The organism is Undibacterium sp. Ji42W (assembly GCF_049340405.1).
Lineage (GTDB): Bacteria > Pseudomonadota > Gammaproteobacteria > Burkholderiales > Burkholderiaceae_D > Undibacterium.
On record NZ_JBMPOV010000002.1, the window covers coordinates 293,829 to 320,262 of the forward strand.

Consider the following 26,434-nt stretch of genomic DNA (forward strand, 5'->3'; position numbering starts at 1 on the left):
ATCATATTAACCGACCTCAGCAAAAGTACGGGCGGCTCAGTTATCATTACAGCTTCGCATAAATATTCACGAAGATAGAGCACGAGATGACAGACACGGTACGAGCCTCACGCGAAGGGCACCATTTTCACGAAGCCTGGACCGCGCGCCGTGCACTCGAATTAATTGCTCCAGTCGATGATCTGGTAGGCATTGCCGTCGAGGGGCTTGCGCCAGCAGATTTCAGCGTTGCCAATCAAGAAACCATCGAGATCGCCGACCTTTCTTTGTATTACGGAGAAACCACTTGTACTTTCGATACGTGTAGTCGCCACCACGTCCTGCAGTTCAAATACTCGATCTCAAGCGCACATACTGCTGCTGCAGCCTCCGATATGGCAAAGACGCTGCGCAAATTCGCGGCATCGGACAAAGCACTACTGAAGCAGCACAGAGATACGCCGGCTATGCAAAAGCGGCGTTACGGCATTGTAACGAACAGACCCATCTCGGACATGTTTATGACTGCGATCAAGCACGTGCGCGAGAATACGATTCCTGAGCCGATGGAGAAGGCACTACTAATTCAATATAATGCGTTCTGTGCTGCGGTAGACCTTGATCCAACTGACCGTGCTGATTTCGCCCAGCGCCTCGATTTTCACACAGACGAAGAGAATGTGAAGGCATTGGAGCGAGGCGTCCGCAAGCAACTGGCGTCCTGGTCCGCAGGCAGCGATATAATGGCGACGGCGCGACTGCATCGCTTATGCACAATGGTACGGGAGAAGGCCGAAAGTCCCGGCGAGCAGCGCAACGTCATCCGCAGAGTCGATGTGCTGGATGCATTAGGGCTAGCCGACGAAGATGAGCTGCTGCCGACGCCTTGTGCCTTTCCACCGGTTGACACTCAAATAATGCGCTCGCAGACACGGCAAATTCTTGAACTCATCCCCTCTTTAACCGCTCCACTGATTCTCCACGCTCCTGGAGGTACAGGCAAAACAGTACTTATGCAAAGTCTGTATGCCTCCGCACCATCGAATTTCGAAATCGTGCTCTTCGACTGTTTTGCGGGTGGTGCCTATCGTGCGCTCGAAGACGCGCGCCATCGGCTAGATCGTGGGCTCCTGCACATTGTAAATCAACTCGCAGCCAAGGGATTATGCGACCCGTTGCTGCCATGTCAAGGTGACGCGAGCGCCTTACTTAGCACCTTTCGCAAACGTTTGACGCAGGCGGTCGAGACGCTCCGCGTCAATCAAGCGGCTGAATTTCTGGTGCTGCTCATTGACGCCGCAGACAATGCTGCCCAGCAGGCCCTCGACCGTGGTGAGGATGCTTTCCCAGTAGCCCTAATAGAAACCGCAGTCCGTCTTGAGCTCCCTGCACACGTGCGGCTTGTGCTAAGTTGTCGCACCGAGAGACAGACTATCCTTGTCAAAAATCAGAGACTACCGCAATTCGCGGTTCAAGGATTCACCCGCGCCGAGACAGCCGAATATGTGCGTGCTTCGATCGGTAGTATCAGCGAGATCGAGATCGATATAGCTGTAGCTCGCTCAGTTGGTAATCCGCGTGTTCTGTCTCATCTAATCGACAACTGGGACGAACTGATACGAGGTCCGGAGTCGCTCAAGATTCTGGCAGTCGAGGACTTGATCTCGCAACGCGTGCATACAGCGATCCGCGATGCGGCAGACCGCGACGGCGGTATGGACTACTTAAAGCCCCTCCTCGCTGGGCTCGCGGTTTTGCCCCCGCCTATTCCGCTGGCAGAATACGCCGACGCGAACGGAATCGTAATCGCTCACGCGCAGAGCATGTTCGCTGACCTCAACGCCTTACTTGAGATGACATCCTTGGGTGTGATTTTTCGCGACGAGTCGACAGAAGCATTCATCCGAACGAACTATGGCGACGACCTACAATCTTTGCATGCGCTTGCTAAGCGCCTCGATCTCGCACAAGAAAAATCGCAATATGCATGCTACGCTTTGCCAGGCTTGCTGAAGCAATTGGGCGATATGGAAGCCGCCATCGACCTCGCCTACAGCGAACGCTTGCCGCTCCAGCAGATGAGTGATGTCGGCAAGCGTGCGCTACGTATCCTTCGTATCAAGACCGCGTTGGGCCTCGCTGTGCGTAGTGCCTCCCCTCCCACCGTCGCCGGGTTGCTCGTGGAGCTTGGCACCTTGCTGCATGGCAGCTCAAAGGGAGATCGTTTTATCGCGGCCAATCCAGACTTGGTTGCGCTGACTGATGACATCGACGCCATGCGCCGTTTGTTCGAGCTGCAGACTTATCGTCCTGAGTCGAGGCACGCCCGCCTCGCTATCGTCCACATTCTCAAGGGCGATCTCGCGGAGGCTGCCAAATACGCCAAGCGCGTGGCGGACTGGTCGACCTGGCGCAAGCAAAAGAACAAGCCCAACGAAGCCAGCCAAGATCATATCGTAGACTTAGTTGCACTCCCGCTCGACCATATCGCACGCGGCGAGTTCGAGGCCGCCTTCGCATTGATTGCCGATCTTTCACAGGAAACGGGCTTCGCTACAGCCTCCCGCGTCTTCGCATTGGCGCGAGAGCTACCCGACGTCAATCAACTTGCCATGGCATACAATGCACTTTGCAGCAGCCCTGTCGCAGCACCGTCATTGTTCGGGGCTGCGCTGACGTCATGGCCTGACCGCGATGCAGCGTCCGAAGCCACACTCGTCACGCAACTTGCGCGTAGTCTGAAGGAAGTCGTATGGACAACCGAGCTATCGGCGATTGGTGCACTGCATCGCGCTATCCTCGATGGGGCGGCAGCCGCACTTCGTCTCGGCTTAAAGACAGTATGTGACACTTTGCTCGCCGCTTGCAAGCTTCAACGCCCCGACGTACGCGCCTTTGCGGGAAACGCACATGGCCTTGACCTTGCTCCTTGGGTGTTCTACACGATCATCGAAGTTATGCGCCAGGGCCGCACTCCATCGCTACACGATCTGCTACCGACCCAGATGTACGCACTAACCGACAATCAGGGCGCAACGCCAGAGATAGTCGCAGCGCTGATCACGCAGCACACTCATTCGAACCATAACAGCAGCGAGGTCGAAGATTTACCAGAGTCAATGTCCACTACCCTTTTTGAAACAATTCTGCCTATGATGGATGTGGTCCTAGCGTGCACGCAGTTGATCTCGAACTGCGGCGACGCGACTTCGGCGCAGAATCTATTCGCAGCATGGGAATGCCTGCCTCGGCAGGACGAAGAAGGCAAGCGGATACAGAATTCTGCCCGGCACCTGGACACCATCGGCCGCGATATTACGTTGCGCACGCTCAGAATCTGTCACCAGTTTTCCCCCGAGCTCGCTGCACGATGTTTCCAGTTAGGCGATCGTGATTGCTCCTGGATGATATCCGAACAAATCGCGCATGTGGCGCGTTGCGCCCACATTCCCGCAACGCACCCAGTGGCCTACGCGTTGATGGAGCGCGTGACGCAGCGCATCGCCAACCAACCCCACATGAGTTGGCGTAGCGAGGCATATGCTGAACTCGCCCGAGCGATCCTGCCGGCCTCGCCGGATGATGCAAGAGCGCTCTGCAGGCGCAGTTTGTCGTTGATCGACGAGATCGTCGCTACGGACACAACGATTCTCAGTCAAGTGTTTGCGATCATGGCCAACTTAAAGAACATGCGACTGACCCCGGTCCAAGCGTATCGATTTATCCGACTCTGTGAGTCCTGTTTTTCAGGCTCATATGTAGCACACTTTCCATGGTATAGCTTCGGCCAGGCTGCTGCCATGGCGCTGGGCGAATCCTCACTCATCCTGCTTGGGCAGTGGGAACAGGAGGGACTGGTCGACCTCGACAGCACGCTATCTCCGGTCATAACCGCGCTCCTTGAGCGCAACATTCTCGACGCGGCTCCAGCCCTCGCTCTGTTCATGCTTGACATGCCGAAGCAATGGTACGCCATCATGGGAGAGTCCACCCCGGGTATCCTGGAGAATTTAGATGGCGGGACCGCATCTGCTCTGATCGAACGCAATGACATGAACGCGTCGCAGTTGCTTGACGCATTACTACGCCAATCCGGAGCAGTTGAGGATAGCGGCCATTTTCCAATATTTCTCTTACATGAGTTTTTAAAGCACTCCAAGAATTCTAAGCTCTTGTCGGAGGCAGGTCTGACACAATTAAGGACTGTTCTAACCGCAAACTCAGCGTGGTACGGGGCGACGTCTGACGTCGGAAAGACACCGATTGCCGACAACGAAGCAGCTAATGCCCGGTTGGAAGTTGGAGTCGATGTCGAGCTCGCTTTCGCCAAAGAGATCGCTGCCACCACCGATATCGTCGATGCGGACGCAATTGCGATGGCGTGGTCGAAATTCGAGGCGTCTGGCTGTCCGGGCTCTGGGCAGAGCTTATTCGACGAATTACAGTCGCAGGTTGAATATTCGCAGCGACGGCGATATCTCGAGGCGCTGGCGAGCGTTCGCCTACCCTTCGATGGTGCTGTTGCACGCCTCGCCGCACTGGAAGAATGTCTTAAGATGTGGTCAAACACGATATCAGTGCAGGAGCTCCGTCCTCTCCTAGCCTCGCGTCTCGTTGGTGCAGACCCCGCGAGCCTGGTCAGAGATCCATATGGGTTTGATATGGTGCTTCAACGATTGGCCAAGCTAGGCCCAACTCCCGTCGACGCGGTCGCAAAGGATGTGATAGCGTGCGTTTCCCTACATGAATTGGACGCCGCCCCTACGATGTGGTTGACGCTGGCAGCACTACTTACGACCGAAGTTGACGCGAAGGACGCCCCAAGCATTGGCCAGCGCCTCTTCGAAAGTGGGATGGCGCGCCTCGCGGCGAAAGGAGGGCAACTGGAGAATACCGGTTGGCCGGAGCAGCCAATCGACGCTGCAGAGGGGGTAGCCGGCCTGATCTGGAACCGCCTTGGAGATGCACATGCGAACCACCGCGCACGCGCCACTGGCGCAGTGGCGTTCCTTGCCGAGCACGGACGTTGGTCCGAACTTGATCATCTGGTCGCTCGTTGGGATACACGCGATGCGGGACTGTTCGGCAGTCCAGCTCACCGATTTTGCTACCTCGACGCTCGCTGCTCACTAGCTACTGGACTAGCACTAGCTGCCTTAAGATATCCTGAAACGATGTCACGGTACCAAGAAACGTTTTGGCGCTTGCTGCGCGCTAATCCATCACATCCGCTCCTGCGAGCCACAGTTCTAAAAGGATTGGAAGTCCTTGGGGCAGATGAAACGCTGGTGCCGCTAGCTGACACGACGGCTGATCTCAAAGAATTGGTCGCGAGTAAAGGCATACCCGGTTTCGTATTCGGGAATAAGGAAAGTGAGTTCCGTGAGCTGACAGAAATCTTCGAGCTCGAAGCGACCATTGTGGCTAACCTGGTCGCCTCTAAGATCGTTGAGTGGGACCCGGAGGTGAAACATGCGCTCGACGACGAGCTGATCGACCGATTCGACAACTACAGAGAGTATATGATTGCGTCATCGCAACAGCAATACGTGGCACACTTGTGCTGGCATGCGAGCTTAACCATAGGATGTGAATTAACGGCCCTCTACGATGCAAAACAGCGTGTATATGATCGCGCGCGCTGGGACAGATTGATCGTCCAGTACGCGCTCCTCCCCCAGGCTTAGGCGTTGACTATCACTTGGTATCGTCGCAATGCACATGCGCAGTTTTGACTTAGCAACCAGGTGCCTAAGAAGCGCTCAATCTCTGAGATTGTTAACGACCTATTGAGGATTACTAAAAACATGACAGTTATGCCTCAAACGGCTCATTTTGAAACTGTGTTCTTCGATGTTTCATACATTTCGGTCACGTACTTTTTCTCTTGAACTGTCGACTGCCGATACCCGTGCGCGTACTTGGGCACTCAAAGGGAAAACGCCGATTATTCAGTTTCATTTCAACTGGAAACATTTGTCCGTGATTGCAGATGTGACCAGGAACAACTACTTGTTCCGCTTCCACGAGGGTAGCTCTTAGCCTAACTGGTGCGCTAGGTTATATTTTGAATGGGCATGATATTATTTAATAATCAAGAAGCCTCGATATTCCAGAAAGCCAATTATTAGTTTTTTTAAACTTGTATTAAGGAGATTCAAGTGGCCGATACACTCGCGCATTACAAAGTATTCATTGCGTCTCCTGGCGGTCTTGACGACATTCGAGAAGCCTTCAAACAAACTCTATTTAGTTACAACGATTCGGATGCAAATCACAGAGGGGTGCACTTCTCACCAATTGGATGGGACTTAACTTTAGGCGGGGTGGGAAGACCACAGGCGTTGATAAATGAAGATATTAAGAAATGCGATCATTTTGTTTTAGTACTTCATGACCGATGGGGGACGCCGCCAAGCGCTGGGGATAGCAGCAGTTATACCTCGGGTACGGAAGAAGAGTTTCATATTGCTACACAATGTAATAGAGATCGGGCTTTCTCTATGCAGAGCATTACACTGTTTTTTAAGGCGATTAACGAAAGGCAACTTAGCGATCCAGGGGAGCAACTATCCCGTGTTCTAAAATTCAAGAAAGAGCGGGAAGAGAGCAAGGATATGTTGTTTTATACGTTTGATAGTCCAAACAAATTTACTGAGCTTTTACAGCGACATCTATCAAAATGGGTGCGAGAGCATGAATCAAAATCTTCACTGCGAGAAACGGCACTTCAATCCAATCTGTCCGAAGCGTTTGACATTAACGATTTTCATATGTCGAACGCCGAATCAGACACAACAGTCGAGCTTGTGAGGATTGATGAACTAATTTCGCAAGGAAAAATGGTCGAGGCAGAAGAAATATTCTCAAACCTAGTTGCAAAGGATAGTGGTAATTCTCAAATTACTGCTGAATATGGTAAGTTCCTGAGAAAATTAGGCCTGTTTGACAGGGCACGGACGCTGTTGTCGCAGGCCATATCAAAGGCAAGTAAACCCCTGAAATTGGACGTGATGGCTTTTGCAACATCTCAATTGGGAAAACTAGAAGAGGAGGCGGGAAATCTTCAAGATGGAATTGACATGTTTCGCGAATCGTTCACCTCATATAAATTAGTAGGGGATAAGATTGGCATGGCCAATTCCGCAAAAGCCTTGGGTAAGGTGCTAAAGAAATTCGGGATGCTTGAAGAGGCAGAACATGAATTGAGTAGAGCGAAGGCCCTTTACGAATCAATTGGAGACAATGCTGGTTTGGCATCATCGCTTGGTTATCTTGGATTAGTACTAAAATCTCGCGGAAGATTTGCGGATGCAGAACTGGTTCAGCGACAAGCACTCAAAATTCACCAGGACAACAAAAACACTGAGGGGATTATCATTGTCTTGGGCAACCTGGGGGCATCGCTGCGCCTTCAAGGCAAGTTAAATGAGGCAATTCCACTACACGAAGAAGCTTTGGCTTTTTACAGAAAGAGCAACGAACTAAGAGGCGTCGCTAGAGAGTTAACTAACCTCGCAACAGCATATCGCATTTTAGGACGGTTAGACGAAGCGAAGGCCTATTGCCTGGAGGCTCTCACAATAGCTGAAGATCGCGGCGACCAGAGCGGTGTTTCTATTCAATATGGGTGTTTGGGGTTGATTGCATTTGCGGAGGACAAATTTGATGAGGCCGAACAATTCTTTTCTAAAGCGCTCGTAATAGACCAGAAGCTCGGCAAGAAGCAAGGCCAAGCAATGCAATACAGAAATTTATCTAAGGTTTACAGAATATCTGGATATTATGACAAAGCCGAAAAAGTTATCATGCTGGCACTCAAAATTGATTCGGAGAGTAAGCTGAAATTTGGGATTGGAAAAAGTCGCGTGGAATTGGCTATGGTATTTTTGGCACAGAAAAAAATTGATCAGGCAATTCCACAACTAAGAGATGCACTTCAACTATTTCTAGAATCTGAAAATAAAAATGAAATTCAGGAAGTTCAACATATTTTGTCACTTGTGGAATCCAATGAAATCGAAAAATTGTCCGAGTATGCTTTAAAAATCGGAACGAGTTAGTTCCTAGTACTAGAGATGCTAGTACCAATGTTCAGGTAGGGTTGCCTTCCAGCGATTTTAACGCCTCCAGAACTGCCACCATGCAGGAGCAGACGGCGATCGATGCTTGCTATCATCTTCCCTAATCGTATCGTTGAAAAATCGAGACGTCACCGGCTCAAGATCTGCCGTTGCATCGTACACCGGAAATTCAAGTGGATATTCATCGACGCGATCCTCTCTGAGGACAACAAACCGATCATCCGGGAACTCTCCGCCAACGTAACTTTCGATGAACGGCTTTGCGTGAGACGCCTCCATCCGATTCCACTCATCCTCAGAAACTTGACCTTGTTTTGTATAGTAAATTTTTTGAGCGGATTCAATCGGATCTGGTTTTTTTGCCCACGACAGTTCGGCGTACGGAATTTCCACTATCTTCTTTCTTATTCGATCCGGCGTAACCGCGATCTCAAGTTGCTGCGACTCCCCAAATTCACCCTCGTATTCTTTCACGAACAGAACGATGTCTGAATGAGCTGCAACAACAGAAAACCACAGCGCCCAAGCTGGGAAACCACAGAGTTCGAAATCTAGTCCGGGCAAGTGATCGAGAAAGTGAAAGGTGCCGTAATAGCCTCGCATATTTAAGCTTGTCACGACATCGATTGTATTGGCAAAAATGTCGTAAAAGACCTCGCGTTCAATGCCTTGAAAGGGGTGAGAAACAAGAATCCGGGGGCCTCCGAGCCCATACACTAATGAACCATGATGCACACCACTTCGATAGAGTTTTCGTGAGAGTGATGGGTTTAATACGTTAATATTAAAAGCCTGTAGCCGATTATCTGAAAAAAGCTCTGCATTATCGTATCGGATGCTTCTCTTCTCGCCCCCATCGACAACATCTTTCAGTTTTGAGGAGTCATTTATGTATCCATAAAAGTGATCGAACTCACTGGAATCAAGTGACGTTGCAAGAATAAGCAATTGAAGGAGGCCTGACTCGCCCCAGAGTTCATGAACTTGAGAAATCTCCTCTTCAGAGACCTTTGCAAGATTCCAGGGCGCTTTATCATCATGCTTAGTTCTGCGAGCAAGATCAGCAAGCATTTTTGTCGCTCTGACTTGCTCCAAAGTCGCCCCAGATGGTTCTGAATGCAGAAGTACATTTTTGTCCAGAATGACCTGGCGAGTATCGAACGGAAACAGAGTGCGAATCACTTTGAATCTCCATTTAGTATCTAGCTGCGTATTGCTTAGCGATCCGTCAAATGAACTTTTTGACGGTCATCAGTCAGCTCAAAGATAAATCACTCCATCTACTTTTTCTGCTCTTATGATATTTTATCTACAGGATAGGATATTGCGATCTTCCCCTCGGTATAAGTATTAATTTCCCAATCCGCAGGTGCCTCAGCATAAAAGGATTTTTCAAATTCATTTCCCTCTGTATGCTTGCCGAGCGCGAATGCACAGTTAGCTAGTGTAGCAAATATCCATTTTTTGTCAGATCTGTCTGGAAACGTCTGTGCAGAAGTGATTTCCTGGAGAAGGATAAGAAGCACTTCACGGACTTTCCGAGCACTCATTTGATCAAATTGAATCTCATCTCCTTCAGTCTGTATTTTTGATCTCATTTCAAAACAAGTCGCCAGATTTTCTCCATTGTAATAGTCACGTCGAACTTCAAAACCACGGCCATATAATCTAATCGCACAATCAAGTTGAACTCGATCGCTCGTCATTAGCCACAATCTCTTGCGTATCGCGCCAGCTATGCCTAGAGTTTCAGGGTCGTTAGAATTTTCAGGATCCAATGCTGATATTATTGTTAAACCTTTCATGAGAGAATCAAGCTTTGATGGAACATTTGATTTATATGTTGCCAAAGCTAATTGCTGAACAAAAAATGATTCATTTGGCTTAATGGTCAGCACCTTCTCATATATCACGGCTGCGTCCGCATGACGGCTTTCTTTCATCGCACTTTCACCACTACTTAATAGCGCAGAAAAATCTTTCTGAGCGGCTTCCGCGTCATCCAGCAACTCAGCATATTCAGCATCGGTCATTTTTGGTTGTTGTAATTTCGGTAGATATGTATATACCGGACTGTCTGGCTTTTGTGCGCTCATAACTTCTGAAATAAGTGTTCCTAGCGATCTCCTTGCCCGTACCGCTTCTCGAGATCCTATATCATTTCCTAAATGTTCATATTGAAACGTACTGAGATGATTTAAGTCGAAATAAAGTCGGCCAGCGCCTTCTTTCATAATAATCGTAGAATTCGGTCTTAGAGCATGTCTTACGCCAAGTTCATATATCGCGTTAACATTTCCAGTGGATATATCGGCAATTACAAGATCAGCTCGCAACAGCATTTCGTACATTTCAGTATCTATTATTCCAGAATGCATGATCTCATCAGCCCTAATGCAACGTAAATTTTGATCAGTTGCAGCCGGAAGAATTATTGCGTCATATGCTGCGTCCAAATCTAGTGTGCGACCTGATTCGTAGTCGGTTTTTGTCCCAAATCCCATTACCACGAAACAGACCTTACGCGTGTCTTTAGCCATAAAATTCTCTCATATATAGATGTCAAGTAATGGGGTGCGAATATGCGGGTGCTGCCAAGTGATACAGGAAATAGCGCTCCGTCTTAAGCCAATTTTTTCCGTTCAATTTTGATTAAATGCTTTTAAAAACCTCACACATATCGAGTGCGATTACAGACAGCTCGTCATTTGCACAATCAATTCCGTTAGTTCCGTTCCATAATCGCGTTTGTGGGTCTCAAAAGATTATTTTTTCGTTGGAGATTTCCAGCATCTATCTGTGTAGACATTCCAAATCATGCATCTATCTTCCCAATCAATTTGTCACTCACAAATGCGCTACTTGCACCTCAGCTAAGCCAAATCACATAGGAAGTATCTCTATTACGGCGGGCTCTCATAATCTTGCAACAAGGGTGATGCTACCGCCTGACGAGCAAGTTGAATGCATGTGCGGATAGCATGGATGGATACACCTTCGTTCGCTTGGTAGACACTACCAAGTGGCCGAAACCTAGGCATTTTGGAGGAGCCACCGTGATGCAGCCCGATAAGATGCCACTCCTCGTTAAAAACAGGACTTCCGGAACTACCTGGATCTGTCGGTGTGCGATAGTGCAAAAGCCGCTTGCGATCGTCGATATCTAGCAATTCGCTGTCATGGATGGCGATCTGTAAACCACTACCGCGCGGGTGTCCAATTACAAAAGCTTTGGCCTGACCATCAACGATTGGTAAAGCCGCACTCACACGCAGTCCCACCCCGTTTGAAGGCTTACTAGCGAGGCGCGCTACGGTGACGTCAAGGTAAATCGGCTCTTCGCAAGAATGAGCAAGCGGCCCTGGCGGCGAACTGAAAATAATCTCTTTAATAGCGTGAAAAACTGGCCTGCCATCGTCGGGATATGCCAGCTCAAACGTTACCAGTGCATCTTGGGATCGTATCGCGCCATCCACTGAATCACTTAGCACATGGGCATTGGTGACGAAGACTTTGTCCCCACCAGCTAAACCTAATGCGTCTGCATCGATCAAAAATCCAGTACCCAGGCGCATACCTTTACTGTTGCAAACGCAGCCGATTGCTGCGCAAACGTACATAATGTTCTTGATTGTATCGACAGTGAATGTGCCTGCGCCGGAGAAATTGCGCTCAAATTCTTGTTGTGCTGCGAATGATACGGGTGGTATCAACGAGAACATGGACTGTCGCGCCATCTGATGTCTAGCAATAATGACACATAATTTGTCCTGGATACGTCTGCCTCCGTTATGTAAGCCAGCACCCCAGATCTCACGCAGCTGTCTGGCATAGCTCTCCAGCATGAAGGGAGTGCATTTTGGCGCGTACAAAAGGCGATACAACCAAAGCTCAGCGTTGTCCTCTTTACCAAGCGCCACACAAATCTCCGACATGGTTGCTAGCTTCCAAGGATCATCCATGTCTCCTAGCTGTAATTCTTCATGTAGTTGCTCCGCAAGCGTAGTGACCTTGAATGCTACAGGCATCGAAAGCCCTAGACGTTCAGCACGAGCCAGCAAGGCAAGAGCATTCACTCCCTGCCAATAATTCACTCTTGGATTCTTTAAGTACACCTCGTGATAAACAGTGAACGCCTCCAATAATTTGCTGTTGTCCTCATCGCATACATGGCGCTGTTTGTGAATACGTCCCTTAAGCCCTTTATATTTGGACAGCTCGTTTTCTTGCATCTGATCGGTAGTTGCAAGTCCGATGTTCTGGATACACTTATCTAACAAAGCCTCTGCCTCATTCAGTTGCGAGAGATCAATGAGCGCTTGCACATACTGGAAAGCAACGGCAGGATCGAAGTCACGACAGTCCCATGCAGAACCGATCAGCAGGGTAAGCTCGAAATAGCGCTGAGCATTCAATGCACGACAGGCTTTCCAGGTCGCTGTTGCGTTGTAGTTGGTACTGTCAGATGCGATCCCGTCGACGATCATACGAACCGCTTTCTTCAACTCCCAGACAGCCCCCTCAGGGCAATCCCCCTTAAGCAGAGAAGCGACAAGCGACTCGGGGGTCATCTGGAAGCCTCACCAATGCCCGTCGCCTCGGTGATAGCTTGGCGTAATTTCGATCCGGCAAGATAGTGCGTAATCGTGTGTCGCCAGCTACCCCAGTTTGATTCCTTCCAATCCTTCACTGACTTACCGTCTACAGCAAGGAAATCGTTGGCAAAACGGGGATCGGCACCACAAATCGGGTCGAGCGGATCGTATATATTTATCCAGTTGACCAATTTCTCAGCGGGAAAGTCGATTTGTCGAGCATCGGTTGCGATCAATTCGTCCTGCACTTCTCGAATGCCCAGTGGCGAGCCAAGTGTAATCAAAGTGTCGACCGGAACACAATCCGGGCAATTGCGCAAAACGTCATAGGCTATCATCGTCCCCATACTGTGTGAGACTAAAATCACCTTGTCGGCTTCGTCTCTGGCGGCGGCTAACGTCGCTATTAACTTGTTTCTCAGAGTGCTACGAACCTGAAAAGTGGCTCCATCTGCACGCTTGTATTCTTTATCAAATAAATAGTAATACGCCTCCATCGCCGCTTTCTTGATGACGGCTTGACGTACTGCCTTCGGCAAGAAACCTGCAATTTCGTACTCCACTGCGCCTCGCGTGATCACGGCGATGTCAGCTGGGTCGTTGAGCTCAAGATTGGCTTGAAGTTTTGCTTCAAAGGCGCGCAGGAATAACTGCTCTCGAGGCGTAACACCTTTGGCCAGAGGTAATTCAGTTTCGACTTGATCTAGGCCCTCAGCAGCAATGTCGCCTTGCGCTGTCTCCTGTTCATAATAGGATTGGAAGTCGAGTTCGTAGTCCTCCCCGTAAAAGACATCTGCGTAATAGCAGAAACTTGACGTTACGCCATTGGTACCCAGTTTCACACCACGATTAGGTTCCGCAAATACTGAAGGCATTGGATTGTCCCTTTCCAGTCCCCACAACCACAGTCGCTTTAATTCATGAGGTGCGGGTTTCTTCGACAGACCATGGATGAATACTACGGCAGCTTTGTTTTTTGGCATGAGATTTCTCCAAGAATACAGCGTAGGGATAACAAATCATAGCGATAATATTTGTACAACTCAATAGTTGTTCATGCTAGCAATAACATTTGTTTTGCGTTGCATATAAATATTGACTTATTAATAAAATAATGAATAAATATAAGCTCAAACGGTTGCGGCATAACGAGTGTTTTTTCTTATGTCTAAACGGTCTAGCAACTGGAATACTTTAAATAGTTGGAATAATAAAAATTAACCTACTGAATGCTGGCTTTGAAATTAGATTGCAATCGAAAAACTCAGTTTCCACATTAAGGCCTTAAGGACATATTCTTAAGATTTCCAAGGAAGTGAGATGGAATTGAAGGATCATTAAGAACGTCCCGAATCTGCAAATCATGTCTCATGGTTCTTTCGCCTGCTAGGTTGGCTGAATGATTTTTTGGATCGTTTGTCTGGTTATGATTTTTCCATTTCATAATCTCACAGGGATGGTGATCAATACGTGAGCCTTTGACCGAGCTGTTGAGAGCATTGCCTTCGAAGTGGGCAACAGCATTCAAGTAGAGTCGACACATTTTTTTGACGAAGTATCTTTCTATTGCAAGTATCGGAATGGTCGGCAAAAATTGTATCGACTTGATTGGGTAGTTATAAATTCAACCGAATCATATTGGATTTAAATTCGTTCAAATATATATTAGGGAAAATTTGCTATGCCATCTCTCAGAAATTACGACCTATTCATTAGCCATGCGTGGAAGTACAATGAGGAATATTACGCCCTTGAAAATTTGCTTAGTTCCGCAGATATGTTTAAGTACAGAAATTATTCTGTGCCAATACATGATCCGGTTATAGACCCTAATACCAAGGTGGGCCAAGAAAAATTGGCAGATCTGATAGAAGCTCAAATCAGACCTGTTCAATGCGTACTCGTCATTGCTGGAATGTATGCCGCACATAGATTTTGGATTGATAAGGAGGTCGCTATTGCTCAGTCATATAACAAGCCCATCATTGGTGTAATTCCAAAAGGACAACTTCGAGTGCCGGAGTCAGTGAAATTTGCCGCACATGAAATGGTGCGATGGAATACAGACTCGATTATTAGCGCAATTCGAAGTCGAGCTTTATAAACGCTTCATTTGATTGTGGCAGCGGGAAATTGCGCCAAGGTATGGTTGTGCGCTACTGTACGAATATATTGCAAATAAAATATTTATCCGATTAACCTAACGTATATTTTGGATATGGAGTATTTATTTTCTCAATTCACACATCCACAGTTTTAGCGATACGCATGGCCTTGTTTCAATTCAGACCGAATTCAAGTCTCTGAGCACTTGTCAACGAGTATTTTGGAAGCTGTGATTTCAATGTATCCAAAGCGCCAGCGGTCGGTCGCCAGACCATAACGCTTCCGCTTTCCGTACCGAGAAAAATAAGTCGTCCATCTGCACTGAATTTGGCGATAGATATCGCCTTGTCCAGCCCTTTCTTTACCTTTCCTTGAGCGTCTACTTTTGCCGCGGTATAGGCCTCAATGGGGCGACCGGTACGAGTATCCCAGATGATGGCGCTTCCATCCTCGTGGGCGACCACGATTCGACTGCCATCCCGATTAAATTCAGCTGACTGAATCCCAACGGTCGATTTGGGAATTTGCAAGATTGCCTCGGTGGTTCCGCTGTCAAACACCGTAAGTGCGCCGTCATAGTAGCGTACGAGGATACGTCGACCAGAACCGTCGAAGGTGGCGCCTGCCACGTACGATGCCGCCGTCGGCAACGTCGCTATTTGCTGCTTCGATGCCACATTCCATACGATAACTCCGTTGGAGGTCGCGGTCACTATCCGATCGCCCTGCGGATCGAATTCGGCGCTGCCAATTGCATCTTCCTGCACCGGCAGTGCAAACAGCTGGCTCGTCCGTTGGGTACTCCAAACACGAAGCGAACCGTCTCCGCCCCCGACCAAAAGACCCTTGCCGTCCGGACTGAACGTAACTGACGCTACGCCGTCCTTCAACACCGGCAACGTATATTGAAGCTTTCCAGTGGCGCTACGCCAGAGTTGAACCAAGCCATCATCCGGAGTATTGCTACCGCCCACAGTAGCGAAATAAAGACCGTCCTTGCTGATCGCCACTGCGCCTACTGAATGACCGGCGGCAACGTGTTGACGGATGCTTCCGCTGGCACCATCGAACAGAAATGCACCGTCGTCCCATGAACCCGCCAGTACCGTCCCATCATCGTCTGATAGCGACATCGACGACACGCCTCCGACAACTCCTTCCAAGGTACGCTGGATTTCGTCATTGCCGAGTTGCCAGACCCTGACCGTCTTATCCCATGATGCGGTAATAGCCTGCTGATTGCCAGACAAAAAAGCACTACGGACGTAGAAAGTATGTCCATGCAAAGCATTCAGCCTATTCCCCTGCTGAACATTCCACATCATTGCCGTACGATCGTCCGAGGTGGTGAGCAAGCTACGATTGTCCTGACTGAACGCCATAGATGTGATCCCTGCATCGTGGGCAGAAATAGTATGCAATATCGTGCCGTCGGTAGCTTGGCGGATTTGCAACGTGCCATCACTGGTGCCAATTGCCAACAGCTTGCCGTTAGGCGAGTAGCCAATAGCGCGAGGTGCCTTGATCAGGCCCGGCCAGCGGCTTTGTCGCACTTTGTCAGCAACCTGCCACGTTTCCACATAGCCGTCTTCACATGCAATCACAACTTGCTCGTTTGTGGGATGAAATGCAGCCGGCTGTATATTTGCCGCCGGTCGATGTCGGCCGCCGCTGCATTTTAACTGCGCCAATTTTTCTCCCGATGCCATCATCCATACATAGGAGTTGCCATCATCCCCACTCCCTAGTATTTTACTTCCGTTCGCATTGAAGGCAACGGAACGTAGCGGGCTGTTAGCGTTGAGCGTTCGGATTTCCTGCCCTCCATTTGCAGCCCAAAGCTTGATGCTACCGTCGTGAGCAGCAATTGCGATGTACTGTCCATCAGGACTAAACGATCCGGCCTGAGGGATAGACTGTCTAGTTTGCCATTGCGTGAGCAGCTTTAGTCCATCTATGCTGCGCAACTCTGCGGCCCCATCTTCGGTCACGACTAACAGAATATTATTGGAAGGGTTTGGCACTGCAAACTGAATGCCGGAAGGATAGCGTAACACGTCAGTAGCGATCGGTCGGTAGGATAATGCCCGAACCAACGCAACTGCTGCTTCTACGGTGTATGGACGCGGTTGTTCAAATCCCATCAATGGCTCGGCGAGTGCGGACCATGCCAGCAACGCGGCAACATCGGCGTGGTTGGCGTTCAGTTCACGCGTCGACTCGGATGCCAGGCGCAAACTGTCTGTGGTCATCGACTGAATCTTGTTAAGTTTGCTTTGCTCGCTTTTTTGAAGCGCTAGGCCCCCCATTGATCCCGACACCAGAACCAGCACCACTAGTACTGCGGTGGCCGCTTGGAAAACGCTGCGGCGTGCCTGTTCGCGCCGGCGACCGGTGAGATTGCGACGAATGATGTCAAGCACCGCCTCCGAAGGAGGCAAATCCAACGCAGACAGGTCTCCTGGTAGCAACACAAATTCGGCCACTTTCTGTGCAATCGGGTAGGTCGGTTGCGTCAGCTCACCAAGGGCAGAATTGGCGATCATCGAGCCAAAGTCTAGCACGATCAATTTTGGATGGTCGAGATGGGTTTCGAGATAGTGTACGATTTCCTGCTCGACCCAGTCCACCGGCTTGCGCGGCACAGCAATCTCAGGCGAACCCACCAAAATCAACAGCGTGGACTTTCCGGCGTGCCGACGAGTCGAGATGCGCAAAGAGTCCCCTGGAAGATAGACCTTTTTATCGAGAAAGCTACTGATCTTGTGTTGTTGGAGAAGTTGATGGAGCCGATCAGCGTACACGGCTCCATCGGCCCTTCGGTGTGCGATGAATACGTCGTATCCAAATAGGCCGTCCAGCCAGTTCATCAACCTGGCCCAGCCTACCGTCAAGGAACGGGTTAGCACTAGTGAACTCATAATCACTCCGTAATTTCAGCAAGAACTTTTACTAAAATTATCATATGAATTAGGACGCATTGACATATTTTTAAGTATTTATCTAAAAGACATGTCAACACACCAATTTTTGAGACCATTTATGCAACACATTCAGTGAGCCTTGACTGACGCTAGAATGGCGCAAAGCTAATACTTTGGACTATCATGAAGGACGTGCTTGGCTCATCGGGTTTGTACCCATGATTTCCAACCAGAAATTGCCCGCTCCAATCCAGCAAAACGGACTGCATTTTGAAATCTCTGTCCAACACTACTTTTATGCAATTTTTTTCCGTTGTTAGTTAAAAACAATGATCGCGACTCTTTGTTAGCCGCTTTAACTCGCACATGATTACAATACCAACAAAGCATCGCCTCGACCTGAGATTTCGTTTCTACACGGTCCCAAAAAGAAAAAGTAATTGCTGCCATTTCTAATGAATCAGGCACGTTATATTCCAAAAGCTCTGTCACGCTCAAATTTAGACAACGAGCACTAATAAACATAACTTTGTCACGCAATAGAATGAGGCGACTATTTTTTGAAGCGGTCGATATGCTATGGTCAATGGAAGCCAACAAAATATCAGCAGTGTCATCATCAACTCTGACAACTCGAAAGAACTTGGAAGTGTCTCTGCCGGAGATGCGCCTTGCCTCCGCCAATGGCGATTTGCAGCCAGACCGATCTACGACATCAGCAATCGCAATTAGCTCCGAATCCGATACTGGCGCATAGCCTTGAAATACATTTCGTCGTAGTACTGAATTTAACCAATAAGGAATTTCGTGAGAGTTTTGACAGAATGCGGAATAGGGAGCTTTCTTATCACAACAGAATTTCAGAAAATTTTCTGGCCAGTCATCTAATAATTTGAATACTTTCGACAAACGGGTCAGGCGCTCTTCGACTGACGCATGCTCAATTTTCATTTTAGTAATTATAGACTTGCTAAGTTTTGATTCTCCAAGCATCAGGACCCGTATTCCTTCAAAATACAGATGCGAATAGACAGTAGTGTCGCAATCGATCTGCGAATAACCAGAACTACATACCAGATCAAATTTCTGTTGCATGCGAAGTTCATCGGCTTCTGCAAGTCTGGAGAATTCACCAAATTTTTTATGACAAAAGGCACACCGACGCATGGAATCTTTTTCTGGATATGAGGAACGATGGTGCATATCTGCGCGATGCGGGACAAGAGGCTGCAAGCAAGAGTCGCAGCGGTCACGCAAAAGAATTTTATGCTTACTACAGATAGTATTGAATGCAAGGCGCCAGCTCCTCCGAAGGTAACTAACAGGATCAGTTGAAAGGCACAATGGACAAAATTGTTGTCCATAGCCACGCCGTGTTCTGTGGAAGATGCTCAGCGGCAAAATGAAATTTGTTTCACCTGATTCATTGAAATTTTGAAATGCTTTTGATTCCAATGAACGCAAAGTCATTCCACGAATGATCTCTCGAGAGCAGCCAGTGTGCTCAGAAAGTTCATCTATGAGCCAGATCGGCGCCAGATGATCTATATCACGCGTCCAAATTTCACGATGGCGACCGAATTGGCTAGCGTAAAATGTATGTATCTTTGACCGATTTGCTTGCGCAATACGGATCATCCAGGATGATATCAGTTCATCTTCCAGCGGCATTGGATGAATCGGCCAAACTCTTAATTTCCTTATTTGCTGATTTTTCACATTCATCTCCTCGTCATAATACAAGACGAGATTCGCAACAATAACTCTTTCTATTTTTGACCAACGTACAAAATTTACACAATCGCTGCTGACCTAGTTCTGTCACTTGGCGCAACATAGCCGCATGAATTCAACACATCTTGGTCAATACATTCAATATCACTTTGAATGGCAAATTTCGTTGCAGTATTTAATAAAATAGATATCTCACCAATTGTTCCTTCAGACATTGCGAGTATCTTGGATGACAGGATCGTATCGTGTAACGTTGATGCCCTCTGAAGGGGAAGTATCATCTCGAAAGATTTAAGTAATCTTTGGAATTCTTTCCCCATTTTCCATTTAGGTAAAAGTACTGGCGTAAATCTATTTTGGATTTGCGTATCAATACTTACCGCACGAAGTAGGTCACCAGTTCCACAACCGACTATGGATATTTGCAATTTATTGGTGAGGTATTTGATTACATTGAGCATATTTTGCTGCTTAACTGTGGTTCCAGCCAAAATATTGTGCAACTCGTCGATGACCAAAACTTTCAACTGTATCTCATTCAGCATCTCAATAACACGAGCACGGCGTGCTTCCAATGAGCTAGTCGGCACTTGTTCAAAAAGAGCGTTCAGGATTTCAACATAAAGTCCTGTTTCACTAGGCCCTGGCGGAGCTTCTATATACAATACCTTTGCAATAATATGTTCACCGCCGATATTTTCGTCCGCAGGATAACGTTGAATGAAACTTTCGACTAGTCTTGTCTTCCCGCTGTTGCTATCGCCAATAAGCAACATATTTGGCATTCTTGACTGACGAGGGAAACGCATCAGATCTTCAAGTTGTCCCAAAATGTCATGTGCTCTGGGATATCCTATCCAGCGCGGCTTTTTAATCCATTCCAGCCTATCCTCTTTGGAACTTATAGCGACCTCAATTGCAGATGGATGCAGGTGTGCGAGATTAAGCGTCGTCATGTATTTCACCCAATCTGAATGTCACTAAATGCCTCAATATCGTCCAAATCATCATCCGCAATTGGAGTGATAGTTGCCGCTGATTTTGATGTAGCCGCATGTACATCCTTCCAGCCATTGCGCCTTTCAGCCATACGACGTTTTCGTTTCTCGGTGGCCCGTCCTTGCTTTGCCAGGCGTGTTTTTTCGATAGCGGCTTCTTCGATTTCCCTCATTTTACGGATGCCTTTGAAAATCATCTCCTCATCAACGCTATTGGCAGGGTCGTCTTGAAGGCGCTTCACCTCAGCCTGAAGTTCCCAAAGGCTTATCGCCGGTCTAGAACTATTAAAGTAAGGAACACGTGCAAATGATTTGGTATCCGGGTCCAAGAAATAAATGCTGCTAATATCCCTGGGGTCACGCGCAAAAATAAATTTCCGTTTTTTCTTCGGGTCATCTGGCTGACGAGCATCGATCCATTTTCTGAGGATAGGGGCATAATATTGGATGTAGTCGATCGTTACTCCGTCCCGCTGAACGGTACGCTCCAGATATGGCGTGAAATCTAATCGAAACTTTTCCTCATCATCAATAGGCGCTGACAGTCCTATACCAGGCTGAGTGGACGAACCATGCACAAATTGTGAATACAACTTAATAGGCGGAATATCGTTGATACCAGAGTGTGGACGATGATGATAGCAATATACAATGAATACGGTGAACCAAGCATCGAGTTCGGTTAGAGTCATACATGCACGCCCTTCTGAGTCATAGTCTAATTTCTTCTGAACATTAGAAAAAGTTGTACCTGGCAAACTTTGACACTCCTCCATAAAAGTGCGGAAGGCACGTTCAACGTGCGGCCCATAATTAGGCTGACCTTTAGGTCGGTGCTCTTTAATAATCCCATGTTCGTCACAAGCCCTGGTCAGCATACGTCCATGAAATTCTTTTGCATTGTCCAAGTGAATTTTGGCCATCTTGCCAAAGATTGGCCATTCTGCATGGATATCTCTTTTAGCCAGCCAATGCTCCTTGCGGGATACGGCATGCGCAATACACAAGCCGGCCGACAATGCGCTTGGAGGGTCTAAAGTCATCAGAAATCCTGTTACCATTTTTGTGGCAACATCGATAGCCAATGTCAAATAGGGGCGACCTATCGGGAGCCGATGAAGCTCGTCAACAATAATAACGTCAACTTTTGTATGGTCAATTTGCACAACGGCATTTGGATAATCTGCCCCTGGAAAACTCCCTCGCAATGGCTCTAATTTCTCCCGTGCCGCTTTCGGGCCATATCGCTTACGGATCAATTCACGTTTTTCAATATCTGCTACACGTGCATACACAGTGTTTCTATTGGGAGGGATTAAATCAAGCGAATCACATTCCTCTTTGATCCTTCGATATAGCTTGAGTATCGAAGGCTTTTCCATTTTCAAATAGAATTCTTGAATTAATATTGCAACAACATCCTCGACTTCTTGTGGAAGCCTACCTTGCCCTACGTCAGAGCGAGGGGGGCGCAATAACGAAGAAACAAGCCCTGTATCTTCAAATTTGGATAGCCATCGGTAAATTGTTGCCTGACTCTTAGATAATTTATCTGCTACACGCTGAATATCATCAGCCGTGCGACGAGGATTCTCCAACAAAGGTTGAATTGCCTCATACCGACTAAGCGCCTTGTCCCAATCCTTATCTTTTGCCAGCAAATGCTGCGACGATTGAGAATTTCTCGGAGTTAATGTAAGCGCTAGGTCGCTTACGCTTGCTATTTCAGTTCGCGCGCCATCTATTGTCCGAAGAATCGCGTCTTTGAACCCTTTAAGCTCCAGTACGATGACGGCTTGTTCGCGCCAGTAAACTAGTTGCCCAGGACGAATATTATTCTTCATTTTCAGATCCGGGCAGAGTGAGAATCGAGCGCATGTTCAAAGGTTCGTCAAGATCGCAATCAATTAGGCCAATTGCGACCATGTGCCAGATTATTGGTATAAATGCTGCGCGATTGTTTTTGTCATTGCACAATGCAAATAGCAGCAGTTCTACATCAGCTTCATCAAGATCACTTAATACCTTCAAAACATGATCCACCATGCTTGGCTCGGGGAGCCGATCCACAAATTGCCAGAGAAATTTGACGTTTTTCAGGTAGGTAGTACGAATTTCTCGCTCGGTAAAGATTTCAAAACGCCAACCCCTAACCATGCTAAGCGATTTGGCCGCGCGAAATTTAGGCATCAAAGTACGCCAATCTTTACGGAAGTCTTCGCGATATTTGATTTCAAATAAAATTGGCTGTAAGCATCGTTGAGCCGATTTTTTGAATTTAATTAGGCCGTCAGGAGTATAACGGCATACATTACCATTTTGATCATGATATTCGAGAGTCAAAGGCTGCGGGGTAAACTCCTCAATTTCCGGATCAAACCGAAGAATTTCCATAAAATCGCGTTCTAAACTCGATTCATACTTACCAAAGTTTGGCACTTTTCCAGTAACACCCCTTGCACTTGGGACAATATTTCGGACAGGCGGATTTGCTGGAGACGGATGTTGAAATGTGCGCATTCTCATATTTCCCTAGAAATTTGAGACATTTTCGCACTTATTTTTGAAAATTACAGGTGGAGGTGGAACACCGCGTCCAGGTGAGATTTCTCTGGCTCACAGGGGTGTGCTCTTCCTCGACGAACTTCCAGAATTCGATAGAAAAGTGCTGGAAGTTTTGCGTGAACCGCTGGAATCTGGCCACATTACCATCTCACGCGCGGCAAGACAGGCCGACTTCCCGGCGCGCTTTCAATTAATTGCAGCCATGAATCCATGCCCTTGCGGTTACTTCGGGCACAGCAATGGCAAATGCCGTTGTACACCGGACATCATTGCCCGTTATCAGGACAGAATATCAGGCCCTCTGCTGGACCGCATAGACATGCAGATACAAGTCGGCGCACTGCCGCATGCGGACTTGCTCAAGCAGGCCGATGGTGAAGCCAGTGCCAGTATCCATGCGCGGGTAGAAACTGCTTTTGGCAGGCAACAACAGCGCCAGGGCAAGGCGAATAATCTTTTATCGACCACAGAAATTGACCTGCACTGCCAACCGGATGAACAAGCTGGACAACTCTTGCGCAATGCCATGACCAAACTCAACTGGTCAGCCCGCGCCTATCACCGCGTATTAAAGGTCGCCCGCACGATAGCCGACCTGGCTGGTTCAGCCCACATCGCCACGCCGCATGTGGCCGAGGCTATCCAGTACCGGCGCGCACTCAGGGATCAGTAAAGTAGTACATGGGCAGTAGCTGAGTAGGACATGGCATTGAAATTATCATTGCCATGACCAGATAGGGGACAGCATTAAGTATCTCTCAACAGGAGTTGATCATGTCCCCGCAAGAAACCCAGGTTTTACAAAATTTTCTCGACCAGTTGGTGAAAGTACAAGACAGCAATAAAGATGCACAGGCGCTGGCGATGATCAATGAGGCCGTCAGCAAACAGCCAGATGCCCATTATCTGCTGGTGCAGCGCGCCTTGTTGCTGGATCAGGCTTTGTCCAATGCCAACCAACAAATTAGCGGCTTGCAAACCCAGTTGCGTGATTTGCAGGCGCAAAGGAACCCGGCACCGTCGGGCAACTTCCTCGATCCGGCTACGACAGGCTGGGGCAACAGTGCCAGCAGCCGTGCCCAGCCTGCAAGCAGCTACAGCGTCAGTGGTCAGGCATTGCCACCGCCTCTCCCGGCAAATTATATAAATGCCGCAGCGCCTGTGGCGGCACCGGCATCAGGCTTTTTCGGTGGTGGCACTGGCAATGTGCTGGGCACGGTTGCAGCTACTGCGGCAGGTGTTGCTGCAGGTGCCTTTCTATTCCAGGGCATAGGACATTTGATGGGCGGCCAGCATCATGCGGCCAGCACTGAGAATGCCGCTGCGCAACTCAACCAGGGTGGAAGTGACCTGATCCCCGGTTATTTTGATACAGGCAATACCAGCAATTCCAGCGCTAGCAATACCGACAGCACTGCCCACGCCTCTCCCTTGGCTGATGCCTCGCCTGCCGAATCTGCATTTGCGGAGGACAATTATTTTGGTGGCGATGATCTGGATCTGGCCTGACACCTGATCTCTGCCACTCTCGCGGCTTATCAGAACACATTTCATCAGCACAACTTCCCCAGCAAGCTTGCTTTTTAAGAAGCAAGCCTGTTGTCCATCCTGCCAGTTGACAGGCGTTTATTTTTGTTACAGCGCGTTACGAAAATGTGGGTAAATATACATATACTGTGTATTACGGTTTATCGACTGATGCGTTATAGATGGATGTCAACGGAAAAGGCAGAACGAAATGACGACCCGACTGAATTTGCAGCACGCCCTGGCCGCCAGCATGCTGGTATTGCTGAGCGCCTGTAGCACCACCTCACAGCAACAGGCTGGCGATAACAGCAAACTGCCCCCGGTAGGCAATACACTGAGCAAGGCCGCAGTGGCACCTGAAGCCTTATTGAACCGCCTGAGCTGGGGTAGCAATCCCTCTACCTTACAAAGCCTGCAGGCAATGGGACCAGACCGTTACCTCGACCAGCAGTTGCGCGGGCGCAATGCCACCTTGCCTGCCGCGATACAGGCGCAGGTCGATGCGATGACCATTTCACGTCAGCCTTTCATGGATACCATGCGTGACCTGGAAGCACGCCGCATCGCCTCAGAGCAGCAAAAAGGCACGGACGACACGCTGCGCAAGGAATACCAGCAGGAAATGACACGCCTTGCCAGGGAAGCCGCCAACCGCGCGCTGCTGCGTGACATTTACTCTTCCAACCAGCTACAGGAACAGATGAGTTGGTTCTGGATGAATCATTTCAATATCCACAGCGGCAAGCACAATATACGTGCGATGCTAGGTGATTTTGAAGAGCAGGCGATACGCCCGAATGCCCTTGGCAATTTCCGTGACTTGCTGCGCGCGACGGTCATGCATCCGGCCATGCTGCGCTATCTCGACAATGAATACAATGCCGTCAACCGCATCAATGAAAACTATGCGCGCGAATTGATGGAATTGCACACCATGGGTGTCAATGGTGGTTACAGCCAGAAAGATGTACAGGAACTCGCCAGGGTACTTACTGGCGTAGGTGTCAGCCTGAACAAGGATGCGCCACGTATGAAGCCTGAACAGGAAAAGCTGTATGTCAGGAAAGGCATGTTTGAATTCCAGCCGCAACGTCATGATTTTGGTGACAAGCAAATTCTTGGTCAAACCATCAAGGGGCGCGGCATTGCCGAACTGGATGATGTCTTGCTGATGTTGTCAAGGCAACCTGCCACTGCACGTTATGTGAGCCAGAAACTGGCGCAGTTCTTTGTGGCAGACAACCCCTCAAAAGACTTGGTAGAAAAGATGGCGCAACGCTTCCTGCAAACCGATGGCGATATCCCGGCTACCCTGCGTACCATGTTTGACAGTCAGGAATTTGTCGCCTCACTGGGCAAAAAATTCAAAGACCCCATGCACTATATGCTGGCATCGGTACGCCTCGCGTATGACGGCAATACCATTGTCAATACCGGCCCGATGCTGAACTGGTTGAATATGATGGGCCAGCAACTGAACGGCAGACAGACACCGGATGGGTATGCCCTCGATGAAAGCGCCTGGGCAAGCTCAGGCCAGATGACGGTGCGCTTTGATATTGCCAGGTCACTCGCGAATGGCAACCCTGGTTTGTTCAAGGTCGATACGCCTGCCCCACCCGCTGCCATGCCGGCAGCATCAATGACACCTCCAGTTGCTGCAGGTGGCATGCAAGCCCCGGTTACGCTAACACCAACACCAGCACTGTCACCAGCACCTGTAACAGCTCAGGCAGCAACACCGGCAGCACCTAAGCCGCCGCCACCTGCGCTGGCAACATCGGGCTATGTGAAAAACTGGAGCAAGCAATTCAGCCCGGCCACGCAAACTGCATTGAGCCAGGCAAGTACGCCGCAGGAGTGGAATGCCTTGTTCCTCGCCTCACCTGAAATGATGCGCCGCTAATCCTCACGGAGAA

General features: G+C 48.8%; 14 protein-coding genes and 2 pseudogenes. 7 read left to right on the plus strand and 9 right to left on the minus strand.

Annotated elements, in window-relative coordinates:
• Positions 1 to 86: 86 nt before the first annotated feature.
• From ACO0LG_RS04685 to ACO0LG_RS04695, 3 genes and pseudogenes are all read left to right on the plus strand, one after another.
• On the plus strand, positions 87 to 5,666 hold the full coding sequence (locus tag ACO0LG_RS04685; RefSeq protein ID WP_423023821.1) for a hypothetical protein: 5,580 nt from the start codon (positions 87 to 89) through the stop codon (positions 5,664 to 5,666).
• A gap of 205 nt (positions 5,667 to 5,871) precedes the next feature.
• Positions 5,872 to 6,015, plus strand: a pseudogene (locus ACO0LG_RS04690) (IS630 family transposase); the annotation flags it as partial.
• Positions 6,016 to 6,140: 125 nt separating this feature from the next.
• Entirely contained in the window at positions 6,141 to 8,042 is a 1,902-nt protein-coding gene (locus ACO0LG_RS04695; protein ID WP_423023823.1) for a tetratricopeptide repeat protein, read from the plus strand.
• Between the two features lie 57 nt (positions 8,043 to 8,099).
• Here ACO0LG_RS04695 and ACO0LG_RS04700 read toward each other — a convergent pair whose 3' ends face one another.
• From ACO0LG_RS04700 to ACO0LG_RS04715, 4 genes are all read right to left on the minus strand, one after another.
• Positions 8,100 to 9,245 (minus strand): hypothetical protein, encoded by a 1,146-nt coding sequence (locus tag ACO0LG_RS04700; RefSeq protein ID WP_423023825.1) that lies wholly within the window; start codon positions 9,243 to 9,245, stop codon positions 8,100 to 8,102.
• 113 nt (positions 9,246 to 9,358) lie between these two features.
• Positions 9,359 to 10,603, minus strand: coding sequence for a TRAFs-binding domain-containing protein (locus ACO0LG_RS04705; RefSeq protein WP_423023827.1), 1,245 nt, complete (start codon positions 10,601 to 10,603; stop codon positions 9,359 to 9,361).
• A gap of 363 nt (positions 10,604 to 10,966) precedes the next feature.
• Positions 10,967 to 12,634 (minus strand): serine protease, encoded by a 1,668-nt coding sequence (locus ACO0LG_RS04710; RefSeq protein ID WP_423023829.1) that lies wholly within the window; start codon positions 12,632 to 12,634, stop codon positions 10,967 to 10,969.
• Positions 12,631 to 13,641, minus strand: coding sequence for a hypothetical protein (locus tag ACO0LG_RS04715; RefSeq protein WP_423023831.1), 1,011 nt, complete (start codon positions 13,639 to 13,641; stop codon positions 12,631 to 12,633). The genes ACO0LG_RS04710 and ACO0LG_RS04715 overlap by 4 nt, the downstream gene beginning before the upstream one ends.
• Before the next feature lie 698 nt (positions 13,642 to 14,339).
• Here ACO0LG_RS04715 and ACO0LG_RS04720 point away from each other — a divergent pair.
• Entirely contained in the window at positions 14,340 to 14,762 is a 423-nt protein-coding gene (locus ACO0LG_RS04720; protein ID WP_423023833.1) for a TIR domain-containing protein, read from the plus strand.
• Positions 14,763 to 14,937: 175 nt separating this feature from the next.
• Here ACO0LG_RS04720 and ACO0LG_RS04725 read toward each other — a convergent pair whose 3' ends face one another.
• From ACO0LG_RS04725 to ACO0LG_RS04745, 5 genes are all read right to left on the minus strand, one after another.
• Positions 14,938 to 17,634: a toll/interleukin-1 receptor domain-containing protein gene (locus ACO0LG_RS04725; protein WP_423023835.1), complete on the minus strand. Its 2,697-nt coding sequence runs from the start codon at positions 17,632 to 17,634 to the stop codon at positions 14,938 to 14,940.
• Between the two features lie 255 nt (positions 17,635 to 17,889).
• On the minus strand, positions 17,890 to 19,407 hold the full coding sequence (locus tag ACO0LG_RS04730; protein WP_423023837.1) for a TniQ family protein: 1,518 nt from the start codon (positions 19,405 to 19,407) through the stop codon (positions 17,890 to 17,892).
• Positions 19,408 to 19,481: 74 nt separating this feature from the next.
• Complete coding sequence (locus ACO0LG_RS04735; RefSeq protein ID WP_423023839.1) at positions 19,482 to 20,378, minus strand: TniB family NTP-binding protein; 897 nt, start codon at positions 20,376 to 20,378, stop codon at positions 19,482 to 19,484.
• A 5-nt stretch (positions 20,379 to 20,383) separates the two neighbouring features.
• Complete coding sequence (locus ACO0LG_RS04740) at positions 20,384 to 22,264, minus strand: Mu transposase C-terminal domain-containing protein (RefSeq protein WP_423023841.1); 1,881 nt, start codon at positions 22,262 to 22,264, stop codon at positions 20,384 to 20,386.
• Complete coding sequence (locus tag ACO0LG_RS04745; RefSeq protein WP_423023843.1) at positions 22,254 to 22,940, minus strand: TnsA endonuclease N-terminal domain-containing protein; 687 nt, start codon at positions 22,938 to 22,940, stop codon at positions 22,254 to 22,256. The genes ACO0LG_RS04740 and ACO0LG_RS04745 overlap by 11 nt, the downstream gene beginning before the upstream one ends.
• A 49-nt stretch (positions 22,941 to 22,989) precedes the next feature.
• Here ACO0LG_RS04745 and ACO0LG_RS04750 point away from each other — a divergent pair.
• From ACO0LG_RS04750 to ACO0LG_RS04760, 3 genes and pseudogenes are all read left to right on the plus strand, one after another.
• Positions 22,990 to 23,658, plus strand: a pseudogene (locus ACO0LG_RS04750) (ATP-binding protein); the annotation flags it as partial.
• A 101-nt stretch (positions 23,659 to 23,759) separates the two neighbouring features.
• Positions 23,760 to 24,494 (plus strand): DUF2076 domain-containing protein, encoded by a 735-nt coding sequence (locus ACO0LG_RS04755; RefSeq protein WP_423023845.1) that lies wholly within the window; start codon positions 23,760 to 23,762, stop codon positions 24,492 to 24,494.
• Between the two features lie 229 nt (positions 24,495 to 24,723).
• Positions 24,724 to 26,421: a DUF1800 domain-containing protein gene (locus ACO0LG_RS04760; RefSeq protein ID WP_423023847.1), complete on the plus strand. Its 1,698-nt coding sequence runs from the start codon at positions 24,724 to 24,726 to the stop codon at positions 26,419 to 26,421.
• The last annotated feature ends 13 nt before the right edge of the window (positions 26,422 to 26,434 follow it).

Excerpts from the sequence above, each read along its gene's own strand:
- ACO0LG_RS04685 (WP_423023821.1), top strand. The coding sequence starts at position 87 with ATGACAGACACGGTACGAGCCTCACGCGAAGGGCACCATTTTCACGAA.
- ACO0LG_RS04705 (WP_423023827.1), bottom strand. The coding sequence starts at position 10,603 with ATGGCTAAAGACACGCGTAAGGTCTGTTTCGTGGTAATGGGATTTGGG.
- ACO0LG_RS04710 (WP_423023829.1), bottom strand. The coding sequence starts at position 12,634 with ATGACCCCCGAGTCGCTTGTCGCTTCTCTGCTTAAGGGGGATTGCCCT.
- ACO0LG_RS04715 (WP_423023831.1), bottom strand. The coding sequence starts at position 13,641 with ATGCCAAAAAACAAAGCTGCCGTAGTATTCATCCATGGTCTGTCGAAG.
- ACO0LG_RS04720 (WP_423023833.1), top strand. The coding sequence starts at position 14,340 with ATGCCATCTCTCAGAAATTACGACCTATTCATTAGCCATGCGTGGAAG.
- ACO0LG_RS04725 (WP_423023835.1), bottom strand. The coding sequence starts at position 17,634 with ATGAACTGGCTGGACGGCCTATTTGGATACGACGTATTCATCGCACAC.
- ACO0LG_RS04735 (WP_423023839.1), bottom strand. The coding sequence starts at position 20,378 with ATGACGACGCTTAATCTCGCACACCTGCATCCATCTGCAATTGAGGTC.
- ACO0LG_RS04740 (WP_423023841.1), bottom strand. The coding sequence starts at position 22,264 with ATGAAGAATAATATTCGTCCTGGGCAACTAGTTTACTGGCGCGAACAA.
- ACO0LG_RS04745 (WP_423023843.1), bottom strand. The coding sequence starts at position 22,940 with ATGCGCACATTTCAACATCCGTCTCCAGCAAATCCGCCTGTCCGAAAT.
- ACO0LG_RS04755 (WP_423023845.1), top strand. The coding sequence starts at position 23,760 with ATGTCCCCGCAAGAAACCCAGGTTTTACAAAATTTTCTCGACCAGTTG.
- ACO0LG_RS04760 (WP_423023847.1), top strand. The coding sequence starts at position 24,724 with ATGACGACCCGACTGAATTTGCAGCACGCCCTGGCCGCCAGCATGCTG.